This is a genomic window from Microbacterium sp. NPDC091382 (assembly GCF_044757025.1).
GTDB lineage: Bacteria > Actinomycetota > Actinomycetes > Actinomycetales > Microbacteriaceae > Microbacterium.
In genome coordinates, this window is the sequence record NZ_JBIVUD010000001.1 from 425,288 (window position 1) to 449,023 (window position 23,736).

Below are 23,736 nucleotides of genomic sequence, written 5' to 3' on the forward strand. Positions count from 1 at the left end.
GGGGCCGACCCTCAGTCCGCGTGCTCGGGCGGCCACACCACGGCGAAGCGCTCGAAGACGATCTCGTCGTCCTCGGACCAGTCCGCGCCGCGGGCGGCGGCGACCCGCGCGAAGTAGCGGCGGTGCTCGCGCTGCCAGCTCTCGAGGGAGCGGTCGTCTTCGCCCTCGTCGAAGGCGAAGGCCGCGTCGGCGCTCGCGAAGGGTCCGACGCGCAGTTCGGTGCTGCGGATGATGATCCGCGGCGCGCCGGTGCCGTCGCAGGCGATCCAGTGCGAGCCGATCCGCGGCAGGGCGTCGCCGTGCTCGAAGAACTCGGCGACGAGCTCCGAGGTCGCCCGCTTCGGCCCGTTCAGCACGGCGTCGAGCAGCTGATCCGCGAGCCGCGGGCTGTCGCCGAAATGCTCGACCGTGTACTCCGGACCGGCCGCGGCGGCGGCAGGATGCGCGGCGCGATAGTCGGCCCACATCCGGTCGGCGGCGTCTCGATCGAGCGGAAAGGCGGCGGAGGAAAGGCTCTCGGACATCCCTCGATCTTCTCACCCCGGCATCCTGAAGACGGCTTCAGGTCGCTTCAGGTCTGCTTCAGTGCCTGCCCGGCACTCTGGGGTCATGAGCGAGAACACCACCACCCCCGACCAGCCCACCACCCCGATCGCAGAGACCGAGGCGCCCGTCGCCGCTCCTGCCTCCCCGAAGCGCCGCGGTCGCACCGCACTGCTCGCGGGCGGGGCCACCCTCGGCGCGCTGCTGCTCGTGGGCGGCGGCGTCGCCATCGGCACCGCCGCCGCGGACGACCGCGACGACGACGGGTTCGACAGCCTCGCGTCGAGCCAGCGTGCGCAGACCACGTCGGACGATGTCGCCGCCGCGATCGAGCGCTCGGACGATGACGCGCCGTCCGCGCCGGCAGCAGACGCCGGAGCAGCGGATGCCGCAGAGCTGTCGGCTCTCGTCGACGCCGCCGCGGGTGTCGCCACCGGCGCGCCGACCGCGATCGAGGCGAACCGCGACGGCAGCTGGGACATCACGTTCACGGCGGGCGACGGCTCCGAGACCGAGGTGCGGGTCGCCGACGACGGCACTGCCACCGTCGACGAGACCGAGGCCGCCGAGGCGGACGACCGCGCCCCGAAGAACGTGCTCGATGCGGCGACGCTGTCGACCGTCGTGGATGCCGCCCTCGCCGAGCAGCCGGGCCGCATCCTCGAGATCGACGCCGACGACGACAGCCGTTCCCCGTTCGACGTGTCGGTGCTCACGGGCGACCGCCGGGTCGTCGAGATCACCCTCGACACCTCGGGCACCGTCATCGGGACGGAGATCGACGACTGACCGGATGCCGTCGGCACCGCTCCGGGCGCGGGTCCTGCGGGATCCGCGCCCGTTCGCCCATCGGTTCGCGAGGAGGAATGCTGCAGCGGCGGGTGAACGGTCCGACGTGCTCCGCTGAGCGGCGGCCGAGGGCCGGTCAGTCGCGGATGGCGTCCGCGATCCGCTCGATCACGTCGTCGACGGCGTCGGCGGCGGCCCCGCTGTCCGCGTCGTAGATGAACTCCGTACGGCCGCGACGGATGCCGCAGTAGTCGAAGACCCCGGTGCCGATCTGCGTCGCCATCGCCGCGTCGTACCCGCGCCGCTCGTACAGGTCCGCGTCCGAGCCCGCGACGGGGATCATATGCGCAGTGAGGCGACCGAGCCCCGGCCGGATGCCCTCCCCCTCTCCGACGCCGAAGGCCCAGCCATTGACGAAGACGCGGTCGATCCAGCCCTTGAGGACTGCCGGCATCGACCACCAGAAGACCGGGAAAATGAGGACGATGTGGTCGGCGCGCTCTACGCGCGCGATCTCAGCCGCGACATCGTCGGGGTAGTCCTTCCCGACGAGGAAGGAGTGCCGGTCGGCGACGGTGAACCGGGGATCGAAGCCCTCGGCGGCGAGATCGGCGATCTCGACTCGGTCATCAGGGAGCGCGGCGGCGAGCCTCGCTGCCACGCTATGGGTCAGAGAGTCAGGGTCGGGGTGGGCGACGACGATCAGGATGGACACCCCTCCATTGTTCCGCGCGGCGAGCCGGGAGAAGTTTCTAGCACACCGAGCTTGTCCCCCGAAAGGGGGACAAGCGTGCGCCGCACCGGCGCTACATTCATCACGCTGCAGCCCAACAGTTGGGGAGCTGGTTAGCCTGCACTCGGACTGCTTTCTGGGGGCTCAGGCGTTCCCGCGTGCGGGCCACGCTGCAGCGTGAAGATCCGGCTGGGGTCTGGGGGAGACCCCGCTCCAGCCGGATCATCGAATGCCTTCTCTTTCGACCCGCTCAGGCGTATCGTCGCCGGCAACCCAGCCCCGGGTGTCCGCGCGGGATCGCGTTCCCGATCGTCATGGTGACGCGTCCGGAGCCCCGGCCGTCGACCCGCCCTCCCCCCGCGGCTCGCGTCCGGGGCCCTCCCGCCGGACGGCGCGATGTCGGAGCCGGCGAGGAGGATGACGTCGTGCCTGCCTCACTGCCTTCGCCCTGCCGCGTATGCGGCGGCGACATCGGGGAGCGCGTCGACGACGCGTGGCACTGCGGCCGGTGCGGGTGGCGGTTGGGCGATGCGCCGGATGCCGACCTGCCCCGCCCTCGCATCGACGTCGTCTACTACCTGCGGTACCGGGACAGGGTGAAGATCGGAACCTCCGCGACACCTCGACGCCGCCTCGCGGCGATCATGCACGACGAACTCCTCGCCTTCGAAGCGGGCGATCGCCACGTCGAGCGCGCGCGGCACATCGAGTTCGCCGCGCTCCGCGAAGGCGGCGAGTGGTTCACCCTCACCGACCCCCTGGTGACCCACATCGACGCGATACGGGGACGCGTCGGCGAACCCTGGGCCGCCTACGACCGCTGGCTGGGCGACGCGCTCCGGCGGCTGTCGAGCTGAGAACGCCCCGGCATCCGTATCGGTTTTCGTCGCGGGCGCAAGGGCGAGTCGCGCCCGCGTGAGCGGGGGTACCCTCGTCCCTCATGAGCACTACCGGCACGATTCCCGCTGACGCCTTCTCGATAAAGAGCCCCTACGGGCGACGAGCGATCGGCCTGTCGATCGCCGCAGCGGTCGGCGGCTTCCTCTTCGGCTTCGACTCCTCCGTCATCAATGGCGCGGTCGACGCGATCGAGGGGAACTTCGAGCTCGACAAGGTGCTCACCGGTTTCGTCGTGGCTGTCGCCCTGCTCGGCTGCGCCGTCGGTGCCGTCATCGCCGGCAACCTCTCGGACCGCTGGGGCCGCCTCAAGACCATGATGCTCGGCGCGGTGATGTTCCTCGTGTCCTCGATCGGATCCGGGCTCACCTTCAGCGTCCCCGACCTCATCGTGTGGCGCGTCGTCGGCGGCATCGGCATCGGCATCGCTTCTGTCGTCGCCCCCGCCTACATCGCCGAGATCGCTCCGCGCCAGATCCGCGGCAGCCTCGCCTCGCTGCAGCAGCTCGCGATCACGCTCGGCATCTTCGCCGCGCTCCTGTCTGATGCCGTCCTCGCCAACAGCGCCGGCGGCGCCGCCGAGCAGCTGTGGCTCGGCCTCGAAGCCTGGCGCTGGATGTTCCTGGTCGGTGTGATCCCGGCGGCCGTGTACGGCATCCTCGCCTTCACGATGCCGGAGTCGCCCCGCTTCCTCCTCGCGAAGGGTCGCAACGACGAAGCCCGCGAGATCTTCTCGCGGCTCGTCCCCCAGGCCGACCTCGACAAGTCCGTCAACGAGATCCGTTCGGCGATCGAGGAGGACCGCAAGAGCAAGGGCGCATCGCTGCGCGGCCCGGTCCTCGGCCTGCAGGGCATCGTGTGGGTCGGCATCATCCTGTCGACGTTCCAGCAGTTCGTCGGCATCAACGTGATCTTCTACTACTCGACCACCCTCTGGAAGGCCGTCGGCTTCGACGAGAGCAACTCGCTGCTCATCAGCGTCATCACCTCGGTCACCAACGTCGTCGTCACGCTCATCGCGATCTGGCTCGTCGACCGCGTCGGCCGCAAGCCGATCCTCCTCACCGGTTCGGTACTCATGACCCTGTCGCTCGCGACGATGGCCCTCGCGTTCGCGTTCGCGGTGACCGTCGACGGCGAGGTGTCGCTGCCCGGCGCGTGGGGTCCGATCGCCCTCGTCGCCGCGAACCTGTTCGTCGTCGGCTTCGGCGCCTCGTGGGGCCCGCTCGTGTGGGTGCTCCTGGGCGAGATCTTCCCCAGCCGCATCCGCGGCAAGGCGCTCGGCGTCGCCGCAGCAGCGCAGTGGATCGCCAACTTCCTCATCACGGTGTCGTTCCCGGCGATGTCGGGTTGGTCGCTGCCCCTCACCTACGGCATGTACGCCCTGTTCGCGGCGCTGTCGTTCGTCTACGTCGCCTGGCGCGTACCCGAGACGAAGGGCATGGAGCTCGAGCAGACCGAGACGCTGTTCGTGCGCAAACAGAAGTCGACGTCCTCGCGCTGAGCCTCCAACCGGTTCCGGGGACGCGAGACGTCGCCGGAACCGCCTCGCTCAGACGAGACCCGTCCCCGGAACGCCCGCTCAGGGCTCCGGGGACGCTGTCGGTGCCGACCCGGTCAGGGACGGACGGATGCCGCGACCGAGACGACGAGCTCGATCGACTCGTCCTCACCCACGGACACCCGGACGCCGTCGCCGGCGAAGGGCCGGACGACGAGATCGGCAGCCTCGAACGCCGCCGCGACCTCGAGGGAGCGCTCGCCCGCGGGCAGCCAGACGAAGTTGCCCTGCGCGGCGGGGACGTCCCAGCCGATCTCTCGCAGGCGGTTCACGAGCCGGTCGCGCCGGTCCGCGACGATCGCCACCCGCTCACGGAGCTCGTCCTCGGCGTCGAGACTGGCGAGCGCCGCGGCCTCGGCCTGGGCGGTGACCGACAGGGGGATGCCGGCGCTGCGGGCGGCGTCGAGGATGCGGGGGTGCCCGACCGCGTAGCCGATGCGCAAGCCCGCGAGCCCGTAGGCCTTCGAGAAGGTGCGGAGGATCACGACGTTGTCGTGCCCGGCGGCGATGACCTGCTCGCCCCGGACGGCGGCGGCATCCGTCACGAACTCGACGTACGCCTCGTCGAGGACGATGAGCACGTCGGAGGGCACGGCGGCGACGAACGCGTCGAAGTCGGCCTGGGTGACGACGGCGCCGGTCGGGTTGTTGGGCGTGCAGACGAAGACGGCGCGGGTGCGGTCGGTGACGGCCTCGGCGAGTGCCGGCAGGTCGACGGCGGCGTCATCGTTCAGGGGCACCATGACGGGGGTCGCACCCGTGACCGTCACGATGCCGGGGTAGGCCTCGAAAGAGCGCCAGGGCAGGACGATCTCGTCACCCACGGATGCCGCGGCTTGGGCCAGCTGATACAGGATCGACACGGACCCCGCGGCGATGTGGATGCGGTCGTCGCTCACGCCGAACCGCTCGGCGAGCCGCGCTCGCAGGCGCCCGGCGAGCGCATCGGGGTACCGGTTGAAGGAGACGGCGTCGCGCACCGCGGCCACGACGCCGGGAAGCGGATCGAACGGGTTCTCGTTGCTGGAGAGCTTGTACGCGGTGGCGCCGGCCTGCTTGCCCTGCTTGTACGAGGGAAGCGCGGCGATCTCGGGGCGAACCCGGACGGGGATGTCGGTCACGCGATGAGTCTACGAGCGGCGGGCCGGCCCGCGTGGGAGACTGCGGGCATGCGCTTCATCGTCCGCGTCGTGATCAACGCGTTCGCCATCTGGGTCGTCACCCTCATCCAGCCGCTGCGGGTCGAGGTCACCCCCTTCGCGCCCGGCGAGACGCTGCAGCTCGTGCTGTCGCTGCTGGCGGTCGCTGCGGTGTTCGCGATCGTGAACACGGTGATCGGGACGGTGCTGAAGATTCTCGCGTTCCCGCTCTACATCCTGACGCTCGGCCTCATCTCGCTGGTGATCAACGGGTTCCTGTTCTGGCTGACCGGGTGGTTCACGGAGTGGTGGGGCTGGGGCCTCACGGTCGAGTCCTTCTGGCTCGGCGTCGTCGCCGCCCTGATCATCTCGATCATCAATTTCGTCTTCGGGATCATCCTGCGTCCGCAGACGAAGGCGTGACGCCTTCCTCGGTGTCGTAGACGAACACCTCGACCTTCTCGGCTTGCCCGAACTCGGCGAGGCGCTGCCGCACGGCATCCATCCGCGGATCGGACGAGGCGTCGAGCATCTCGGCGGTCGCGGTGTAAGCACCCATCTGGTGGGAGTCGATCCACGGCCACGGGTTGACGTTCCGTTCGACGACCATGCTGCCCGGGGCGCCGATCGACGCGTCGTGCCCTCCGCCTGCCAGCAGCGGGACGAGGTCGTCGCTGTGACGGAAGTCGACCTGCACGGTGTCGGGGCCGACATCGGCCTGCACCGGATTGCCGAACCCGACCAGCATCGGCACCTCGTACTCCTCCTCGAGGGCGACGCGGCTCGCGATCATCGCCCCCTGCGAATGACCGCTCACCATCACGGAGTCGCCCGGTTTCGCACCCGCCTTCTCGAGCGCGATCCGAACCGACTCGTACGACGATGAGCTCGCCCCGAAGTACAGCGGCACATTCGTCGCCATGCCGAACGTCCCGACGTCGCCCTTGGTCCGCGTCCCCGAGACGTAGAGCGCGAAACGCTGACCTCCCCCCGGCATCGTGTACCGCTCGACCCGGATGTCACCGGGGCGCTCCGTCGATGGCTGCCGACGGGCAAGAGCCGACATCGATCCGGGCGCCGTGCCCTCGGTGACGGTGATCAAGGTGACGGTCGGTGTCCTCGGGGTCCCGGTGAGTCTGCTGCCGACGGGCAGCGTCCCCTTGCCCATCGACTGGATCTTCGATGCCGCCGTCCCGTAGGCGAACATCGTGAGCGGGCCGACGAACGGGATCGCCACAGTGCTCCAGAACAGCTCACCCGCGACCGTCGCGAAGGGGTTCGGCGCGTCGGCCCGCGCCCGGTCCGCGAGGTCCGCGGCAGCCGGAGACGCCAGCTCGAGAGCCTCGATGCGTCGCCCGAGCAGCACCGCCTCCCGCCGGTCGTCGACGCTTCCGACCGCTGCAGCCGCCTGACGGGCGCGCAGGTCGACGAGCTCGTAGGCCGTGGCGGTGTCGCGGAGAGCCGTCACGAGCATGTCGCCCTGCTCGCGGATCGTCGTGGCGAGGGTGACGGGGTGGGCGGCGGCGCCTCCGATCATCGAGATGCCGAGCAGCCGGTCCACCTGGACCAGCGTCGCGCGGAGATCCTCGGCATCCGCAGCCGCGAGCTCCGCCCGGGCCGCGGCGTCGCGCAGGGTCTCCGTGTCGACCGCGACGACGCGGCCGCTGCGGATCTCGAGATCGCCCACTCAGCCCACCGCCTGCATCCACTGGCGATCGCGCTGCGTCTGATCGATCACCGACGGGATCGAGGCGGTCAGGCGCCCGACCTCGCCCTCCCAGGCGGAGACCGCGGCGCGGAAGGCGTCCGCGGCGGGTGCGCTCCAGTCCACGACGGGCGCGAGGCGTCGGACCTGGTCGAGCAGTCGCAGAGCCTGCGCATCGGCGATCCGCAGCAGCGCGAGCGCCTGATCGAGGGTGGCGAGGCGCTCCTCGAGCGGGGCGCCCCAGAGGTACGGGGACGGCGCGACGACATCGGACATGCCTCGACGGTGCCCGACGGCATCCGCTCCGACCGCGGTCGGCACGGAGCAGGGGATGCTGCGGGGCGAGTGACGGTCTGTGCAGAAGGCGCTTCGATCAGCACAATGGAGGAGTGCCCGCGCCCGATGATGCTTTCCGCGTGGTTTTCGTGTGCACCGGGAACATCTGCCGCTCCCCGATGGCGGAGGTGGTCTTCCGGTGGTTCGCCGATCAGGCGGGACTCGGCGACCGCGTGGTCTCGACCAGCGCCGGGACCGGTGAGTGGCACGTCGGCGAACGCGCCGACAGCCGCACCCTCGACGCGCTCGACCGTCGCGGCTACGACGGCACCCGCCACCGCGCGAGGCAGTTCTCACGCGAGGACTTCGATCGCAACGACCTGGTCATCGCCCTCGACCGATCGCACGAGCGGATCCTCTCGGAGTGGGCGCGCAGCCCCGCCGACGTCGACAAGCTCGCCCTCCTGCTGAGCTTCGACGCTCGGGCGGACGGTGCGCTGGACGTCCCGGACCCCTACTACGGCGGCCCTCCGATGTTCGACGAGGTGCTCGGTATGATCGAGAGCGCCAGCCGGGCGCTGTTCCGGCAGCTCGAACCCGCGCTTCGCCGGTGAGCGCACCCCCCACCGAACGGAGTCGCGTGTCCTCCCTGCCCTCGATGTCCCTCAGCCCGCTCGACGGTCGTTACTCCGCCGCCGTCGCGCCCCTCGCCGAGTACCTCTCCGAGGCCGGACTGAACCGCGCCCGGGTCGAGGTCGAGGTCGAGTGGATCATCACGCTGACCGACCGCGGCCTCTTCGGGTCCACGGCACTGACGGACGCCCAGAAGGAATCGCTCCGCGCCCTTTATCGCGACTTCGGTGCCGACGAGATCGGCTGGCTTGCCGAGGAGGAAGCCGTCACCCGCCACGACGTGAAGGCGATCGAGTACCTCGTGCGCGACCGCTTGTCATCCCTCGGACTCGATGCGATCGCGGAGCTCACGCACTTCGCGTGCACCAGCGAGGACATCAACTCCGCGTCCTACGCCCTCACCGTGCAGCGCGCCGTCGAGCGGGTCTGGCTGCCGAAGCTCCACGCCGTCATCGCCTCGCTGACGGCACTGGCCGAAGAGCATCGGGATGCCGTGATGCTCTCGCGCACGCACGGGCAGCCGGCGACCCCCTCCACGATGGGCAAGGAACTCGCCGTCTTCGCCTGGCGCCTGCAGCGCGTCGCCTCCCAGATCTCCGCGGGCGAGTACCTCGCGAAGTTCTCGGGCGCGACCGGCACGTGGTCGGCGCACCTGGCTGCCGAGCCCGACGTCGACTGGCCGACCCTGTCGCGCGGGTTCATCGAAGGCCTCGGGATCGGCTTCAACGAGCTGACGACGCAGATCGAGTCGCACGACTGGCAGGTCGAGCTGTACGACCGCGTGCGGCACGCGGGCGGCATCCTCCACAACCTCGCCACCGACGTGTGGACCTACATCTCGATGGGCTTCTTCGCCCAGATCCCCGTCGCCGGCGCGACCGGGTCGTCGACGATGCCGCACAAGATCAACCCGATCCGCTTCGAGAACGCCGAGGCGAACCTCGAGATCGCCGGCGGCCTGTTCACGACGCTCGCAGCGACGCTGGTCACCTCCCGTCAGCAGCGCGACCTCACCGACTCGACGACGCAGCGCAACATCGGCGTCGCGTTCGGTCACTCGCTGCTCGCCCTCGACAACCTGCAGCGCGGTCTCACCGAGATCTCGCTGTCGCGCGACGTGCTGCTCGCCGACCTCGACGCCAACTGGGAGGTCCTCGCCGAGGCGATCCAGACCGTCGTCCGGGCCGAGATCGTGGCGGGTCGCTCGCAGATCACCGATCCGTACGCACTGCTGAAGGACCTCACCCGCGGCCGCCGCGTCGGTGCGCCCGAGCTCGCCGAGTTCGTGAGCGGGCTCGACATCGGGGATGCCGCGAAGCAGCGCCTGCTCGCGCTCACACCCGCCGGCTACGCGGGTCTCGCGGACCGGCTCGTCGACCTGCTGCGCTGAATCGACCTGCGGCGCTGAGTTCCGCGCGGCGCGCGGGCGCTGAACCGGGGTGTCGCCTCCGGAATCAGCCCGTCAGTGGCCGGACGGCGGCGCCGGACGGCGGCCCGCGTCACCCTCGCCGGGCGCGGTCTCGCCCTCGGGGTCGAGCAGCACCCCGCGCGAGACGGGGGTCGAGGTCTTCGCCGGGTCGACGGCCAGCAGCGACAGCGCCATGACCACGAGCGTCGCGATGAACGTGATACCGGCCACGATGCCGGCCACGACCCACGCGCGCAGGTGCATGTCGGCGGCTCCGGCGCGCTGCTCCTGCAGGACGCCCATCGACACGAGGGTGACGATTCCGGCGAACACGGCGGCCAGCAGGGCGAAGCCGAGCAGGTGAACCGGGCGCATCAGGTCGCGACGGGTGGGGTTCTTCTCGCTCATGAGCGGCCTCCAGCGGCATCCGTGTCGGCCGTCTCGACGGCAGCCGCCGCGTCGGGTCGGGGCGAGAACGCAGCGATCCCGAGGTACACGGCGACGATCGCCGCGTACCCGCCGAAGACCCCGACGCCGATCGTCGAACCCGTGAGGGTGAACGACCGTTGCGCCTGTTCGATGTAGTACTCGAGCATGTAATCACGTGGGATGAGCGCGAGCGCGACACCCAGGATGATGGTGAGACCGCCGACGAACACCGCTTCACGCGCAGCGGGATCCTGATGACGACGTCCGACGATGCCGATGATCAGCTCTGCGGCACCGGTCACGAGCGCCCAGACGAGGACGGTCGTGAAGTAGCCGTCGACGGTGCGGAGGGCGGGAAGGGTCGCGATCATCCCTGCGACCACGGTGAGGATGCCGAGCAGCACCGCCTGCCAGCGCTGCCCCGCGGGGAACACGAGCCACGCCGACAGGATCAGGATGAGGGCGGTCGCCACGGCGAAGCCGCTGAACACCGACATGCCGACCTGGGCGGAGTGATCAGCCGAGAAGGTGATCATCACCGCCGCGAACGCCGCGAAGAGCGCGCGCCCCATCTGCAGGTGGCGCACCTCGAAGGCGCGGGGGGCGACGTCAGACACAGGCGGGATTCTCACAGACGGGAACGGGATGCCCCCAGTTTAGGTCGTTCACCTGATCCCGTCCTCCGCGGGCCGGGATGCGGTTGACTGGTCGCATGATCTCGCGACGTCGCACCGCCTCCTCCATGGTCGGGGTCGGCGTCGCCGCGGCTCTCGCGCTCAGCGGGTGCACACCATCCGGGGGAACCGCTGCCGAGCCGCCCGCCCCGTCGGCGTCACCGTCCCCGAGCCCGACGCCCTCGCCGTCGCCGACCCCCACCCCGACACCGGTCCCCGCGCCCGAGACGCCGCGGACCGTCACCAGCGGACTCGACGCGCCGTGGTCGATGGCCGTGGTCGGGGACACCGTGTTCGTCAGCGAGCGCGACACCGCCCGCATCCTCGAAGTCGCCGCCGACGGCACCTCGCGCGCGATCGGCACGATCGAGGGCGTCGCGCACAGCGCCGAGGGCGGACTCCTCGGACTCGCCACCGACGGCGACTCCCTCTTCGTCTATTCGACGGCACGCAGCGGCAACCGGGTCGAGAGGTACCCGCTGACTGGAGCGCCGGGTTCGTACGGCCTCGGCGCACGTGCCGTGGTGATCGACGGGATGCCTGCGGGCACCCACCACAACGGCGGTCGCATCGCCTTCGGGCCGGACGGGATGCTCTACATCGCGAACGGAGACACGAGCGACGAACCGGCGTCGCAGAACCCGCGCTCACTGGCGGGCAAGATCCTGCGGATCGCGCCGGACGGCGGCATCCCGTCGGACAACCCCGACCCGACCTCCCCCGTCTACAGCCTCGGGCATCGCAACGTGCAGGGCTTCGCGTGGGCCGAGGACGGCACGATGTTCGCGAGCGAGTTCGGTCGGAACCACCGCGACGAGCTCAACATCATCGAGGCGGGCGGCAACTACGGCTGGCCGTACGTCGAGGGCACCGGCGGCGAGGGTGACGGGTTCGTCGATCCGGTGCAGACGTGGCCGACGGATGCCGCGAGCCCGAGCGGCATCGCGATCGTGAACGACACGATCCTCATCGCCAACCTGGGCGGCCGGGTGCTGCGCGCGGTCCCGGTGGCGGAACCGTCGACGTCGACCGAGCTCTACGCCGGCGAGTACGGCCGGCTCCGCGACGTGACCGTCGGCCCCGACGGCACGCTGTTCGTGCTCACCAACAACACGGACGGGCGGGGGTCGCCCCGCGAGGGCGACGACCGGATCGTCAGTCTCGCGGTGCCGCGCGCCTGACCAGTTCGCGGATGCGTTGCTCCACGGCATCCGTCATCTCGATCACCGCGAACGAGACGGGCCACATCGGGCCGTCGTCGAGCTGCGCGGTCTCGTCGAAGCTGACGGTGCCGTAACGGGTCGTGAATTTGGATGCCGGCTGCCAGAAGACGACGACCTTGCCGTCCCTGGCATAGGCCGGGAAGCCGTAGAACGTCTTCGGGTTCAGGTGCGGCGCCTCTTCGAGGACGATGACGTGCACGCGCTCCGCGATGATGCGGTCGGTGCCCTCGAGCGCTCCGATCGCATCGAGACAGGCCTGGTTCTCCTTCTCGATCTTCGCGAGGCCCTTCAGACCCTTCATCGCTTTGAGCTCGTCGGCGCGCTGCTGCATCGCCGCCTTCTCGGCGTCGCTGAAGCCGACGCCCTCGCTGGTCTTGCCTGCCATGGTGGTTCCTTCCGGTCTGCTGCCGATGTTGCCACTCACCGGTCCGCGGGGCGAGAGCCGGCTCCGGGGACGCTCCGTGCCGGTTCGGACGCGGGGAGGCGGCGATTCGCGTCCCCGGAGCGTGTCACAGCGCGCGATAGCTGCGGCCGTGCGGGTGCGTGAGCGCGACGGGTTCGCCGTCGACCGCCAGTACGAACCGGTGCCGCTCCCCGGGCGGCACCACTCGCTCGAACTCCGGGAAGACGCCGAGCCCCTCGTTCGAGAGCCAGACAGCGTCCGTCTCCGCCATCGTGCGGCGGAAGCGCTCGCGATCCTCTGGACTCAGGTACGCGAGCACCGCGCTGTGGAAGACCACGAGCGTCGCGTCGGCGGGGGCGGATGCCGCGGCATCCGCGATCAGGTCGTTCAGGTCGCCGGCGCGGATCGGCGCGGGATCGGATGCCGCGACCCGCGCCGCGGCGGCGAGGCGGGCGCGGCGGTCGTCGTGCTCGGGCCAGACGAGGGCGTCGAGCCACGCGAGCGTGTCGGGATCGGCCGGGTCGAGCGGGTTCAGGTCGATGCCGCCGCGCCAGGCGACCTCGGGCAGCCGGGTCGGCGCCTCGGCGTTCTCGATCCGGCAGTCGATCACGACGCCCGAGGGCCGGTCGGGGTCGAGCGCCGTGATGGTGCCGTCGTCCCCGGTGTAGCGGTAGGCGTAACGGTCGGGATAGAGGCAGAGTCCGGCCGAGGCGCCGACCTCGAGCAGGGCGAGCGGCCCCGGGATCCGCGCGAGCTGCGGCAGCAGTACGGCGCAGCGCGCGGCCTCATTCGTCTGGGTCGCGTGCGTGAGGGCGACCTCGCGGATGCGGGGCCAGCGCGCGATGGCGTCACCACGGGCATCCCTCCACGGCACGACGGGAACACCGGCGACCCGCATCGCGGCGAAGACGAGGTTCGCCTGTCGCTTCGACCGCGGCAGCTCGTCGATCAGCGCGAGCATCTCGGCATCGTCCGCGACCCCGAGCGCCCAGTCCTCGTACGCCGCCGACGAGCCGCGAGCCTCGAGCGCGCCGAACGTGCGGTAGTGCTGCGCCGTCGGCGAATCGGACGCCACACCCCAGGACGGCAGATCGGTCATGGCGCGAGCGTAACGCGGTGCCCGACCGCGCGGCGGATTCGGAGATCCGGACCTTGCCGCGCGTGAGCATCCGAATCCGGCGCGGATGTCCGAATCCGAGGGCGCGAGGGATGCCGCGGCGCGACCTACTCGGCCAAGAAGGCCAGCGCGGCCTCGCGGAACGCCCGGGAACCCGGCGCGTTGAAGTGGTGGCGGTCGGGGATCTCGACGAACCGGCCCTGCGCCGTCGCGGCGGCGAGGGTGCGGGAGCCCTCGATGATGCCGTCCTTCGTCCCCGTCGCGAACAGCACGGGCTGCCCGGGCGCGCGGCCCGGGTCGGGGTCGACCGTGCCGGTCGCGCGCATGCCGCGGGCGATGGCGAGCAGCGCGCGCAGGTCGTTGCCGGGCACCCGCTCGGTGAGGGTGATGTAGTTCAGGGTCACGGCATCCGTCACCGGGGTCCCCTCGTCGACGTACGCCTGGACCTGGTCGAGGTCGAGGCGTCCGAGCGGCACGCCGTCGGGGACGCCGCCGAGGACGACGCGCGGGATGCGGGGCTCCAGGTCGCGTGCGACCTCCCACCCGACGCGGGCGCCCAGGGAGTACCCGACGTAGAGGGCCTCGTCGACGAGGTAGGTGTCGAGCACGGCCTCGACATCGGTGACCATGGTGCGCAAGGCGTACGCCGCCGACTCGTGGGGCTTGTCGCTCGCGCCGTGTCCGCGCTGGTCGACGGCGAGCACGCGATGACCGGCGCGCAGCAGGTCGCGCACCCAGCCCGTGTTCACCCAGTTGTCGCGGGCGCTCGAGGCGAAGCCGTGGACGAGGAGCACGGTCGGGGCATCCGCCGGTCCCCACTCGTACGTCGCGACGCGATACCCGTCGCCGACCATGACGAACTGCGGGTCGGGGATCTTGGTGAGCGCGGGGAAAACGGTGGTCATCCCCCGATCATGCACCCCTCAGGCGGCTCTCAGGAATCGGTTGCGTCACGGCCCGCGGGTGGTGCGTCCGGGCGGCCTCAGCGCTTGCGGGCGAGACGCCGTGCGGCACCGGGGCGCCGGCGAAGGGCCCGCCGCATCCGGGACGACACCTGCGGCAGCGGCACCGGCTGCGTCACGACGGTCTCGACCGTCATGGAACCGTCGACCGGACCGATGACCGCGATCGGCGTCGTCGGCGTGATCGTCATGGGCGCCATCGGCATCGTCGCGAGCCGCTTGTGCGCGCGGATGTACGACGGGATGAGGATGACGGCCGCCGAGATCCACGCGAGCGGGTTCGACCACGCGACGCCGATGAAGCCGAACAGCGATCCGAGCAGGATCGCCGCGACGGCGCGAGCGATCAGCTCGACGACCCCCGTGACGGTGGGGATGACGGCGTTGCCGAGACCCTGCAGTGCCCCGCGCGTGACGAACAGCACGCCGAGCGCGGTGTAGCTGAGGCCGTTGATCACGAGCATCGACACCGCGAGGTGAACGACCTCGTCCGCGCCGTCGCCGACGAAGATGCGGACGATCGGTCCGCCGAGCGAGATGAGCAGGATGCCGAGGGCCACCGCCGCACCGAGGGCGATCCACGTCGCCTGGACGACGCCGCGGCGGATGCGGTCGGGACGGCCGGCGCCGTAGTTCTGGGCGACGTACATCGAGACCGCGAGCGACATCGACTGCAGGAGGGCGACCGCGAGGCCGTCGACACGTGATGCCGCGGTGTAGGCCGCGATGGCCTCGCCGCCGAGCGTGTTGAGCGCGACCTGAACGGTGAGCGCGCCGATCGCGATGATGGACGCCTGGAACCCCATCGGGAGCCCGAGGCGGAGGTGCGCGACGATGTCGGCGCGGGTGATGCGCCAGTCCTCGCGCCGCAGGTGCAGCTCGGGGATGCGGCGGCGCACGAACTCGAGGCAGAGCAGCACCGACGTCGCCTGGGCGATGACGGTCGCGAGAGCCGCGCCCGCCACGCCGAGACCGAGCCACGCGATGGCGGCGATCACGAGGACGACGTTCAGACCGCACGACACGATGAGGAAGATGAGGGGCGTCCGGGAGTCGCCGATCGCTCGGATGACCGCTGAGAGGAAGTTGAAGAACATCAGCGCGCCGGCGCCGAGGAAGCTGACCTGTGTGAAGATCGTCGCGTCCGCGAGGAGCTCGGGCGGAGTCTGCAGGGCGACGAGTGCCGGCTCGGCGATGAGGGGAGCGCCGACGGTCAGGATGATCGTCGTGATGCCGCTGAGGAAGGCGCCGGTGGCGACCGAGCGGCGGACACCGTCGGCATCCATCGCCCCGTAGGCCTGCGCGGTGGGGATCGCGAAGCCGGACGTGAGTCCCCAGGCGAAGCCGAGAAGCAGGAACAGCAGACTGCCCGTCGCGCCCACGGCGGCGAGCGCGTCGACGCCGAGCAGGCGCCCGACGACGATCGTGTCGGCGAAGTGGTACAGCTGCTGCACCACATTGCCGATCATGAGCGGCAGGGTGAAAAGAAGGATGACGCGCCAGGGGCGGCCCGTCGTGAGAGAGGTGGCCATGCGGGCTTTCGGGATTTCGAATCGATTCGAGGTCGATCGATTGTATCGAGGTCACCCTGTGAGCCGTAAGGGGGGTCGCACAGAAAAGGGGCGCCGATTCCTCGGCGCCCCTTCTCTGCGGATCGATCAGAACGTGGCGGTGTCCGGATCGGCGCCGACGCGCTGACCGCGGTCGAGTGCGTTGATGGCGTCGATCTCTTCGGTGGTCAGCTCGAAGCCGAAGACATCGAAGTTGGTGCGGATGCGCTCGGGCGTCGACGACTTCGGGAAGACGATGAGGCCCTCCTGCAGGTGCCAGCGGATGACGACCTGCGCCGGGCTCACGCCGTGCGCGTCGGCGGCATCCGCGACGGCCTTCTCGCCGAACAGGTCGTACTTGCCCTGACCGAGCGGGCCCCACGATTCGGTGTGGATGCCCTTGGGCTCCTGGAAGCCGCGGAGCTCGCGCTGGGCGAACGCCGGGTGCAGCTCGATCTGGTTGACGGCGGGAACCGTGTCGGTCTCGTCGAACAGCCGTTGCAGGTGCGGCTGGTGGAAGTTCGAGACGCCGATGGAGCGCGTCAGGCCGTCGGCCTGGAAGGTCTCGAACTGCTGCCACGTCTCGACGTAGCGGTCCTTGTCGGGGCGCGGCCAGTGGATCAGGTACAGGTCGACGTAGTCGAGCCCGAGCTTCTGAAGGCTCGTCTCGATCGCCGGGCGAGCGGTGTCGCGGCCCTGCTCGGAGTTCCACAGCTTCGTGGTGATGAAGAGTTCGTCGCGAGGGATGCCGGAGGCCGCGATCGCGCGCCCGACGCCCTCTTCGTTGCCGTAGACGGCGGCGGTGTCGATGTGGCGGTAGCCGGCTTCGAGCGCCACGCTGACGATGCGCTCGGCCTCGTCGGGATCGACCTGGAAGACGCCGAAGCCCAGCTGGGGAATGGTGTGTCCGTCGTTGAGTGTGAGTGTGGGAACGGTCATGTGCCCCACTTTTCCACCGCTGTACGAGCGATCCCTATGCCTTGACGAATCATGACGGATGCGGCAACAGGGCCGGCAGGTGGCGCGCGTGGGCGCCACGATCGGGACCGCGCTGCGCTGACGACATGTGAAGTGATTCACATGAATGGAATCTCCTAGCACTCGTCCCGCCCCTCGGCAAGAGCTCGTACCGGGCCGCGCAGAAGCGCACCATTCAGTCATGTCCGACACACCCGCGTCCGAGACGGATGCCGCACTGGGGCGACTCATCGCCCGGTCGGCCTCCGGCGACGTCGCCTCGTTCGCCCGTCTCTACGACGCGACATCGGCGGCGGCCTTCGCCCTCGCCGTGCGCGTGACCGTCGACCGGGATCTCGCCGAGCAGGTGCTACAGGACGCTTTCGTGTCGGTGTGGAACGAGGCGAGCCGTTACGCGCCGCGCCGAACGCCGGCCCGCACCTGGATTCTGGCGATCGTGCATCGTCACGCTGTCGCCGGCCTGCGCGCGTCGCGGCCCGCGGACGGGGAACCGCACGCACCCGACCGCACCGCCGCCAGCCACCGCGCGCTGCGGAAGCTGGCGGACGAGCAGGAGAACGCCGTCTCACTCGCTTATTTCGGCGGCCATACCCAACCGGAGATCGCGGCGATGACGGGAACCCCTCTCGCCACGGTCAAGTCGCGCACCCGCAGCGCGCTCGATCAGCTCCGAGAGGTGGCGCTGCCCCTCGCGGGGTCGATCGCGCTCCCCCTGACCGGTTCGACCCCCATCCAGCCGCCTCCCACAGGCGCCGCTGCGTAGCGGCATCCGGTTCAGACCGCGGTCGCCATCGCGCGGCCGGCGGCGCGACCCGAGAAGATGCAGCCTCCGAGGAAGGTGCCCTCGAGCGCGCGATACCCGTGCACGCCGCCGCCGCCGAAACCGCTCGCCTCGCCCGCGGCGTACAGACCCGGGATCGGCTCCCCCGTCGCCGAGAGCGCGCGACCGGACAGGTCGGTCTCGATGCCGCCGAGGCTCTTGCGCGTGATGATGTGCAGCCTCACCGCGATGAGCGGCCCGTTCTTCGGGTCGGCGATCGGGCCCGGCGTCGCGACGCGCAGCAGCTTGTCGCCCCGGTAGCGTCGCGCCTGCCGCACCGCGGTGACCTGCGCGTCCTTCGTGAACGGGTTCGTCATCTCGCGATCGCGGGCTTCGAGCTCGACCCGCACGCGGTCGATGTCGAGCAGAGCGGATGCCGCCCGCATCCGCTCGAGCAGCTGCGGAACTGTGTCGGCGACGATGAAGTCCGCGCCGCGCTCCTTGAACGCCTCGACCGGCGGCGTGGCCCGCCCGGCCTTCAGCCGGCCCGCGAGGAGCTTCAGGTCCTTGCCGGTGAGGTCGGGGTTCTGCTCGCTGCCCGAGAGCGCGAACTCCTTCTTGAGGATCGCCTGGTTCAGCACGAACCAGCTGTGGTCGTGTCCGGTGGCGACGATGTGCTCGAGCGTGCCGATCGTGTCGAATCCGGGGAAAAGCGGAGTCGGCAGGCGGCGCCCGGTGGCATCCAGCCACAGCGACGACGGTCCCGGCAGGATCCGGATGCCGTGGCGCGGCCACACCGGGCTGTGGTTCTGGATGCCCTCGACGTAGTGCCACATGCGGTCGCCGTTGATCAGGTGCGCGCCCGCGGACTCGGCGACCCCCAGCATCCGTCCGTCGACGTGGGCGGGCACGCCCGAGAGCATTGTCTCGGGGGCGCGTCCCATGCGGGCGGGCCACTGCGCGCGGACGAGGTCGTGGTTGCCGCCGATGCCGCCGCTCGAGACGAGCACGGCGCCCGCGCGGAACGAGAACTCGCCCGTCTCGTCGCGGTTGCTCGGCGCGCCCCGCTCGGCGGAGTCGGGCGCGAGCACCGCTCCGCTCACGCCGACGACCGCGCCGCCCTCGACTTCGAGTCGGTCGACGCGGTGCCGGAACGCGATGCGCGCGCGGCCGGAGGCGACCCCCTCGAGCACGCGCCGCACGAACGGGGCGAGCACGCCGGGGCCGGTGCCCCAGGTGATGTGGAACCGCGGCACCGAGTTGCCGTGCGCCGTGGCGCGGTCGCCGCCGCGCTCGGCCCAGCCCACGACGGGGAAGAAGCGGATGCCGCGCTCCCGCAGCCACGCACGCTTCTCGCCGGCCGCGAACTCGAGGTACGCCTCGGCCCACGCTCGCGGCCACCGGTCCTCGGGACGGTCGAAGCCGGCGGAGCCGAACCAGTCCTGCCGCGCGAGCGCGAGCGAGTCCTTCACGCCGAGTCGGCGCTGCTCGGGCGAGTCGACGAGGAAGAGCCCGCCAAACGACCACCACGCCTGCCCGCCGAGGCTCGCTTCCGGCTCCTGCTCGACGATCAGCACGCGCTTGCCCGCGTCGAGGAGCTCGGCGGCGGCGACCAGTCCGGCGAGCCCCGCTCCGACGACGATCGCGTCTGCGGCATCCGTTGTCATGCGTGCGTCCCCTTCGACGATCCCGTCGACGCCGACGGGTGCTGAAGCGACTCTAAGCGGATGCGGCGCGCTCGGCGCGACGGCGGCGGTGTCGGCCCACCGCGACGACCACGGTCACGACCACGATGACCGCGGAGACCACGGCCCATGGCCAGATGTCCACGCGCAGACCGGCGTACGACGCGGTGTACGACTCGCAGGAGGACTTCTCCGGATCGGGCGAGTCGAGGCAGCGTCCGAAACCGAAGATCGGGGCGAGGAAGATCGTCGCGAGCAGGAGGGCGCCCGCTCCCCACAGCACCGCCCGCGTCGGAGATCCCGCACCCATGGGGGGATCCGACCACATCGGAGGGTGTTCGCGCCAGGGTTTCGCGCACGGATGCACGACCGGCGGGGCGGGTGCGGCGTGCCCGGCGCGGCGGGGTGACTCCTGCCCACCGATCGTGCGGATGTCACCGCTACAGGCTGAAACCGCCGTCGCTCGTGAGCACCTGGCCGACGATCCAGGCGCCCTCGGCCGTCGACAGCCAGCCGATGAGGGCGGCGGGGTCGCTGGGCACGCCGACCCGGCCGAATGCGGTCGTCCGCAGCCACTCGTCGAGGCCGGAGGTGTCACGGTCGGCGGTGTCGGGGTCCAGATAGCCGGTGTTCACCGGGCCGGGGTTGATCGTGTTGAGGACGATGCCGAGATCGAGCAGTTCCGCCGCGACCGTGCGGGTGATGCCCGCGAGCGCCGCCTTGCTCGTCGCGTAGGCGACCTCGCCGCGCATCGCGCCGTGGCCCTGCCCCGAAGTCATCCAGAACACCCGACCGGTCGGCTCGGCGTAGGGCTTCGAACCCTCGACCGCGTCGCCCGGACGGCGCTGACCGGACTGCGGCGGTGCGAGGCGGCGGGCGAACTCCGTCGTCAGCAGCAGCGTCGACCGGGTGTTCGTGTCCCAGAACGCGTCGAGCCGGTCGGCGGTCATGTCGAGGATGCTGCCGTCGTCGCCGCTCTTCGCGTGGTTGCAGACGAGGATGTCGAGGCGTCCGGTCAGCGCGGAGGCGGCGTCGATGAGACCCGGGATCACCGCGGCATCCGTCAGATCGGCCTCGACGTCGCCGAAGCTCGCGTCACCGACGAGGGCCGAGCCGATGCCGGTGCGCACCGCATCGAGGTCGTCGCCGCCCCACGGCTGCGCGAGGTCGTGGGGGCGCCAGTGGTGGATGAACACGCTCGCGCCGAGCTGCGCCAGCCGCGTCGCCACGGCGAACCCGATTCCGCGTCGGCGCGAGACGCCGGTGACGAGGGCGGTCTTCCCGGCGAGGGGTGCGGTCATCGGTGCGGCCTCACGGTGAGGGACTGCACGACCGAGCCGACGACGCCGCGCTCGTCGTGCAGGACGGTGTGCGTCATCCCGAGGCCCGTCGCCCCGAAGGTGACGGTCGTGTCGAAGCCGATCCAGCCGTCCTCGGGGGCGCGGACGAGGTGGAGGGTCAGGTCGAGGTTCGGGAACGCGACCTCGCGCGGGTCGACGCGCGGGGTCACGCCGTTCGCGATGTCGATGAGCGACACGAGGCGCGCCGTCGTCGAGACCGGCTCGCCCTCGAGCAGCGGCACGGCGGGCAGGATCCAGGTCCAGGCGCGACCCGGCGCCTCCTGCCGGCGGCGCACCTCGCCGACCGTCGCGATGAACTCGCCGGGCCACGCCGACGACGGGTCGACGCGCTCGATCGCGTCGCGCGGCGGCATGGCGGGGTGCGCTGACCCCGCGAGCGCCTCGGTGTCGCGGGTGTGCATGAGCCACGCGCGAGCGCTGAGCGCCGGACGACCCGCGTGCGCGAGGGTCGCCTCGACGAGTTCGATGCTCCGGCCCGGGCGCAGCACGCGGCACGTCACCTCGACCTCGTCGATCGGGATCACGCCGAGGATGTCCACCGACAGCCGCGAGAGCTGCATCGGCTGCGGGCTGCGCGCCGCGTGATCGACCTCGATCGCGTGGGCGAGCAGGCCGATCGGCGGGGCGACGTGCTGCTCGGTGACGTTCCAGGCGCCCCCGCTCAAGGACGTCGGCTGGAACCTGGTCGCATCGATCCGATCGAAGTAGGCGGGCACGAGTACGGATGCTACCCGCGGCCACCTCGCCGCTGCAGGATCAGCGACGCAGGAGTTTGACGACCCCGGCGACCGCGGCGACGACGGCGACGGATGCCGCGGAGTACAGCTCGGGCCGGTGCCGCAGAGCGCGGGTCTGGATGCTCTCACCGCGCGCGCGGTCGTCGAACGCGCCGTGGGCCCCGTGATCACCGGGGACCGGCTCGTAGAGGTTGGGTGGGGTCGTCGACGAGCCCTTGTCGTCGGCGAACTGGCCCTCCCAGGCGTTCTTGGCGAGGTACCAGTCCATGAACCGCCCCGCGACGCGGGTGCCGAGCACGAGACCGACGGTCGACTCGCCCACCCAAGTGCGTCGACGCGGCTTGTCGGCGACGTCGCCGACGGCGCGCGCACCCACCTCGGGCTGGTAGATCGGCGGGACCGGCTGCGGGTGCGTCGAGAAGGGTGACTTCACCCAGCCGAACTGCGTCGTGTTCAGAGCCGGCATGTCGACGATCGAGACGGCGACGGCGCTGCCCTCGTGCGTGAGCTCCGAGACGACCGAGTCGGTGAACCCGTGGACGGCGTGCTTCGAGCCGCAGTAGGCCGCCTGGAGCGGGATGCCGCGATGCGCGAGGGCCGATCCGATCTGGATGATGTGGCCGCGGTTCCGGGGCCGCATCCGTCGCAGTGCGGAACGCGTCCCGTTCACGGTGCCGAGATAGGTGACCTGTGTGGCCCGCTCGTAGTCCTCGGGGGTCGTGTCGAGGAACGGAGCGATCGAGCCCGACATGACGTTGTTGACCCACAGATCGATCTCGCCGAGCTCCGCTTCGACCTCGGACGCGGCGGCGTCGAGGGCGGCGTGATCGGCGACGTCGACGGAGACCCCGTGGGCGCGGCGGCCCTTCGCGCGGACCTCGGCCGTGGCGGCATCCACCCCGTCGCGGCCGCGGGCGAGGACGGCGACATCCCAGCCGCGATCGGCGAGGTCGCGGACGATGGCGCGGCCGAGGCCGGCGCTGCCGCCGGTGACGACGGCGACGCCTCGGGATGTAGTGCTGCTCACGGCGACTCCTCCTGCGGTGCCCGACCGGGCGGTTCTGCCCGAGGGGTCGTGCTTCGACCGCTTTCGGCCATCTTTCGGCCTGGGTCGCGTCGGAGGTACGCGCTTGCCAGGGGTGGCGCGATGAGCTACGGGGCGCAAGCGCATCCGGCCCGGGAGCGCAACCCCGCGCTGCGGCATCCGCGACCGGGTTAGCGTCTCGGCATGAAGAGCTCAGAGATCCGCTGGAACGACGAAGCACACGCCAAGATCCTCGACGACGCCGACCGAGTGCTCCGAGAAGCCGTGGTCGACCTGGCCGGGTCGGGCAAAGAGATGACCTCGGACGAGGCGTTCGCCGCGCTCACCGGGAAGCTCAAGGACCAGTTCATCGACTGGGAGCCGGGTCCCGACCTGCGCACCTACGCCGACGCCATCGCCAACGGCGAGATCGAGACGGAGTAGGGGCTCACCCGACGAGCGGCGCGACGCTCCGGTAATCGGCCACGGCGACGGGTTCCCAGGCGCCGAGGATCTCGTCGAGGATGAACCGACCGGCCTCGCGCCACATCTCGACGATGTCCTCGGCGGGGACGAGATCGAGCTCGGTCCGGGAGAGCAGGCGGATGTCGGTGGACTCGCCTTCTTCAGGCGCGCCCGAGGGCTCCTCGTCGGTGACGAGGGCGTAGAGCAGATCGGTGTGGAAGTGCGCAGGGTCCGCGGCCGTGCAGGCGGTGGACGACATCACCGGGACCGGGTGGGCCGCGGCATCCGTCACCTGTCGGATCCTGACGCGCGGCTGCAGCACCCGCACTTGCGAGGGCTGGTAGCCGGATTCCTCGACGAGCTCGCGCAGGACCGCGGCCCACGGCGCCTCGTCGCGCTCGATGTGCCCGCCGAACATCATGAGCTTCTGCACCCTCAGGTGCAGGTGGAACGTCAGTCGCGGCTCGGCACCGTCGGTGCGCACGATGAAGAAGCTGACCGTGGTGTCGTGGTCGCCGGGGCGGGTGTGAAGATGCGGCATGGGTTCCGTTCGGAGGTCGTCGGGTACGTTCCAGGATGCCGCGACGAGGGGCGCCTTCTCGAGGCGTTGGTGGATCAGCTCGACCCCGCGTGGTTCGTCTGCCCGCGCACTGCGGAGGAACTGTATATGTCTCTGGTTAGGCC

The 23,736-nt window shown here is 70.8% G+C and carries 27 protein-coding genes; 9 read left to right on the top strand and 18 right to left on the bottom strand.

What is annotated here, in order from left to right; all coding sequences use genetic code 11:
- Positions 1–11: 11 nt before the first annotated feature.
- Positions 12–524, bottom strand: coding sequence for an ASCH domain-containing protein (locus ACIQLK_RS02050; RefSeq protein WP_400362525.1), 513 nt, complete (start codon positions 522–524; stop codon positions 12–14).
- An 85-nt stretch (positions 525–609) separates the two neighbouring features.
- Here ACIQLK_RS02050 and ACIQLK_RS02055 point away from each other — a divergent pair, with 85 nt between their 5' ends.
- Positions 610–1,332, top strand: a complete 723-nt coding sequence (locus ACIQLK_RS02055) for a PepSY domain-containing protein (protein WP_400362527.1) — start codon at positions 610–612, stop codon at positions 1,330–1,332.
- A 136-nt stretch (positions 1,333–1,468) separates the two neighbouring features.
- On the opposite strand, the gene ACIQLK_RS02060 is transcribed toward ACIQLK_RS02055, so the two are convergent.
- Complete coding sequence (locus tag ACIQLK_RS02060; protein ID WP_400362529.1) at positions 1,469–2,047, bottom strand: NAD(P)H-dependent oxidoreductase; 579 nt, start codon at positions 2,045–2,047, stop codon at positions 1,469–1,471.
- Positions 2,048–2,490: 443 nt separating this feature from the next.
- On the opposite strand from ACIQLK_RS02060, the gene ACIQLK_RS02065 reads away from it, so the two are divergent.
- Together ACIQLK_RS02065 and ACIQLK_RS02070 are read left to right on the top strand one after the other, a co-directional pair.
- Positions 2,491–2,922: a GIY-YIG nuclease family protein gene (locus tag ACIQLK_RS02065; RefSeq protein ID WP_400362530.1), complete on the top strand. Its 432-nt coding sequence runs from the start codon at positions 2,491–2,493 to the stop codon at positions 2,920–2,922.
- Between the two features lie 83 nt (positions 2,923–3,005).
- Positions 3,006–4,466, top strand: coding sequence for a sugar porter family MFS transporter (locus tag ACIQLK_RS02070; RefSeq protein ID WP_400362532.1), 1,461 nt, complete (start codon positions 3,006–3,008; stop codon positions 4,464–4,466).
- Positions 4,467–4,579: 113 nt separating this feature from the next.
- Here the strand turns inward: ACIQLK_RS02070 and ACIQLK_RS02075 are convergent, their stop codons facing one another.
- Positions 4,580–5,644: a histidinol-phosphate transaminase gene (locus ACIQLK_RS02075; protein WP_400362534.1), complete on the bottom strand. Its 1,065-nt coding sequence runs from the start codon at positions 5,642–5,644 to the stop codon at positions 4,580–4,582.
- Between the two features lie 48 nt (positions 5,645–5,692).
- On the opposite strand from ACIQLK_RS02075, the gene ACIQLK_RS02080 reads away from it, so the two are divergent.
- A complete protein-coding gene (locus ACIQLK_RS02080) occupies positions 5,693–6,085 on the top strand; it encodes a phage holin family protein (protein WP_400362536.1) in 393 nt (130 codons plus the stop codon).
- Here ACIQLK_RS02080 and ACIQLK_RS02085 read toward each other — a convergent pair.
- Complete coding sequence (locus ACIQLK_RS02085; RefSeq protein ID WP_400362538.1) at positions 6,057–7,349, bottom strand: hypothetical protein; 1,293 nt, start codon at positions 7,347–7,349, stop codon at positions 6,057–6,059. The genes ACIQLK_RS02080 and ACIQLK_RS02085 overlap by 29 nt on opposite strands.
- Positions 7,350–7,643: a hypothetical protein gene (locus ACIQLK_RS02090; protein WP_400362540.1), complete on the bottom strand. Its 294-nt coding sequence runs from the start codon at positions 7,641–7,643 to the stop codon at positions 7,350–7,352.
- A 113-nt stretch (positions 7,644–7,756) separates the two neighbouring features.
- Here ACIQLK_RS02090 and ACIQLK_RS02095 point away from each other — a divergent pair, with 113 nt between their 5' ends.
- A complete protein-coding gene (locus ACIQLK_RS02095) occupies positions 7,757–8,257 on the top strand; it encodes a low molecular weight protein-tyrosine-phosphatase (RefSeq protein WP_400362542.1) in 501 nt (166 codons plus the stop codon).
- Positions 8,258–8,283: 26 nt separating this feature from the next.
- Positions 8,284–9,666, top strand: a complete 1,383-nt coding sequence (purB, locus tag ACIQLK_RS02100; RefSeq protein WP_400362544.1) for an adenylosuccinate lyase — start codon at positions 8,284–8,286, stop codon at positions 9,664–9,666.
- Positions 9,667–9,738: 72 nt separating this feature from the next.
- On the opposite strand, the gene ACIQLK_RS02105 is transcribed toward purB, so the two are convergent.
- Complete coding sequence (locus tag ACIQLK_RS02105) at positions 9,739–10,092, bottom strand: hypothetical protein (RefSeq protein WP_400362546.1); 354 nt, start codon at positions 10,090–10,092, stop codon at positions 9,739–9,741.
- Positions 10,089–10,730, bottom strand: coding sequence for an acyl-CoA synthetase (locus tag ACIQLK_RS02110; RefSeq protein WP_400362548.1), 642 nt, complete (start codon positions 10,728–10,730; stop codon positions 10,089–10,091). Before ACIQLK_RS02110 ends, ACIQLK_RS02105 begins: the two co-directional genes overlap by 4 nt.
- A 95-nt stretch (positions 10,731–10,825) precedes the next feature.
- Between ACIQLK_RS02110 and ACIQLK_RS02115 the strand changes: the two genes are divergently transcribed.
- The gene (locus ACIQLK_RS02115; RefSeq protein WP_400362549.1) at positions 10,826–11,968 is read left to right on the top strand and encodes a PQQ-dependent sugar dehydrogenase; all 1,143 of its coding nucleotides are present in this window, start codon (positions 10,826–10,828) and stop codon (positions 11,966–11,968) included.
- On the opposite strand, the gene ACIQLK_RS02120 is transcribed toward ACIQLK_RS02115, so the two are convergent.
- From ACIQLK_RS02120 to ACIQLK_RS02140, 5 genes are all read right to left on the bottom strand, one after another.
- Positions 11,943–12,395: a hypothetical protein gene (locus ACIQLK_RS02120; RefSeq protein WP_400362551.1), complete on the bottom strand. Its 453-nt coding sequence runs from the start codon at positions 12,393–12,395 to the stop codon at positions 11,943–11,945. The genes ACIQLK_RS02115 and ACIQLK_RS02120 overlap by 26 nt on opposite strands.
- Positions 12,396–12,519: 124 nt before the next feature.
- Positions 12,520–13,512, bottom strand: a complete 993-nt coding sequence (locus ACIQLK_RS02125) for a DUF2332 domain-containing protein (protein WP_400362553.1) — start codon at positions 13,510–13,512, stop codon at positions 12,520–12,522.
- Positions 13,513–13,637: 125 nt separating this feature from the next.
- Positions 13,638–14,435 (bottom strand): alpha/beta fold hydrolase, encoded by a 798-nt coding sequence (locus ACIQLK_RS02130; protein WP_400362555.1) that lies wholly within the window; start codon positions 14,433–14,435, stop codon positions 13,638–13,640.
- 77 nt (positions 14,436–14,512) lie between these two features.
- Positions 14,513–16,024, bottom strand: coding sequence for an MATE family efflux transporter (locus ACIQLK_RS02135; protein WP_400362557.1), 1,512 nt, complete (start codon positions 16,022–16,024; stop codon positions 14,513–14,515).
- Positions 16,025–16,150: 126 nt separating this feature from the next.
- Complete coding sequence (locus tag ACIQLK_RS02140) at positions 16,151–16,981, bottom strand: aldo/keto reductase (protein ID WP_400362559.1); 831 nt, start codon at positions 16,979–16,981, stop codon at positions 16,151–16,153.
- Between the two features lie 220 nt (positions 16,982–17,201).
- Here ACIQLK_RS02140 and ACIQLK_RS02145 point away from each other — a divergent pair, with 220 nt between their 5' ends.
- On the top strand, positions 17,202–17,783 hold the full coding sequence (locus tag ACIQLK_RS02145; protein WP_400362561.1) for a sigma factor-like helix-turn-helix DNA-binding protein: 582 nt from the start codon (positions 17,202–17,204) through the stop codon (positions 17,781–17,783).
- Between the two features lie 11 nt (positions 17,784–17,794).
- On the opposite strand, the gene ACIQLK_RS02150 is transcribed toward ACIQLK_RS02145, so the two are convergent.
- From ACIQLK_RS02150 to ACIQLK_RS02170, 5 genes are all read right to left on the bottom strand, one after another.
- Positions 17,795–19,447, bottom strand: coding sequence for an FAD-binding dehydrogenase (locus tag ACIQLK_RS02150; RefSeq protein ID WP_400362562.1), 1,653 nt, complete (start codon positions 19,445–19,447; stop codon positions 17,795–17,797).
- A 52-nt stretch (positions 19,448–19,499) separates the two neighbouring features.
- The gene (locus ACIQLK_RS02155; RefSeq protein WP_400362564.1) at positions 19,500–19,775 is read right to left on the bottom strand and encodes a hypothetical protein; all 276 of its coding nucleotides are present in this window, start codon (positions 19,773–19,775) and stop codon (positions 19,500–19,502) included.
- Between the two features lie 130 nt (positions 19,776–19,905).
- Positions 19,906–20,766, bottom strand: coding sequence for an SDR family oxidoreductase (locus tag ACIQLK_RS02160; RefSeq protein ID WP_400362566.1), 861 nt, complete (start codon positions 20,764–20,766; stop codon positions 19,906–19,908).
- Positions 20,763–21,542, bottom strand: coding sequence for a thioesterase family protein (locus ACIQLK_RS02165; protein WP_400362568.1), 780 nt, complete (start codon positions 21,540–21,542; stop codon positions 20,763–20,765). Before ACIQLK_RS02165 ends, ACIQLK_RS02160 begins: the two co-directional genes overlap by 4 nt.
- 40 nt (positions 21,543–21,582) lie before the next feature.
- Entirely contained in the window at positions 21,583–22,590 is a 1,008-nt protein-coding gene (locus tag ACIQLK_RS02170; RefSeq protein WP_400362570.1) for an SDR family oxidoreductase, read from the bottom strand.
- Between the two features lie 201 nt (positions 22,591–22,791).
- Between ACIQLK_RS02170 and ACIQLK_RS02175 the strand changes: the two genes are divergently transcribed.
- Positions 22,792–23,031: a hypothetical protein gene (locus ACIQLK_RS02175; protein ID WP_400362571.1), complete on the top strand. Its 240-nt coding sequence runs from the start codon at positions 22,792–22,794 to the stop codon at positions 23,029–23,031.
- 4 nt (positions 23,032–23,035) lie between these two features.
- Here the strand turns inward: ACIQLK_RS02175 and ACIQLK_RS02180 are convergent, their stop codons facing one another.
- Positions 23,036–23,593, bottom strand: a complete 558-nt coding sequence (locus ACIQLK_RS02180) for an NUDIX domain-containing protein (protein ID WP_400362573.1) — start codon at positions 23,591–23,593, stop codon at positions 23,036–23,038.
- Between the last annotated feature and the right edge of the window lie 143 nt (positions 23,594–23,736).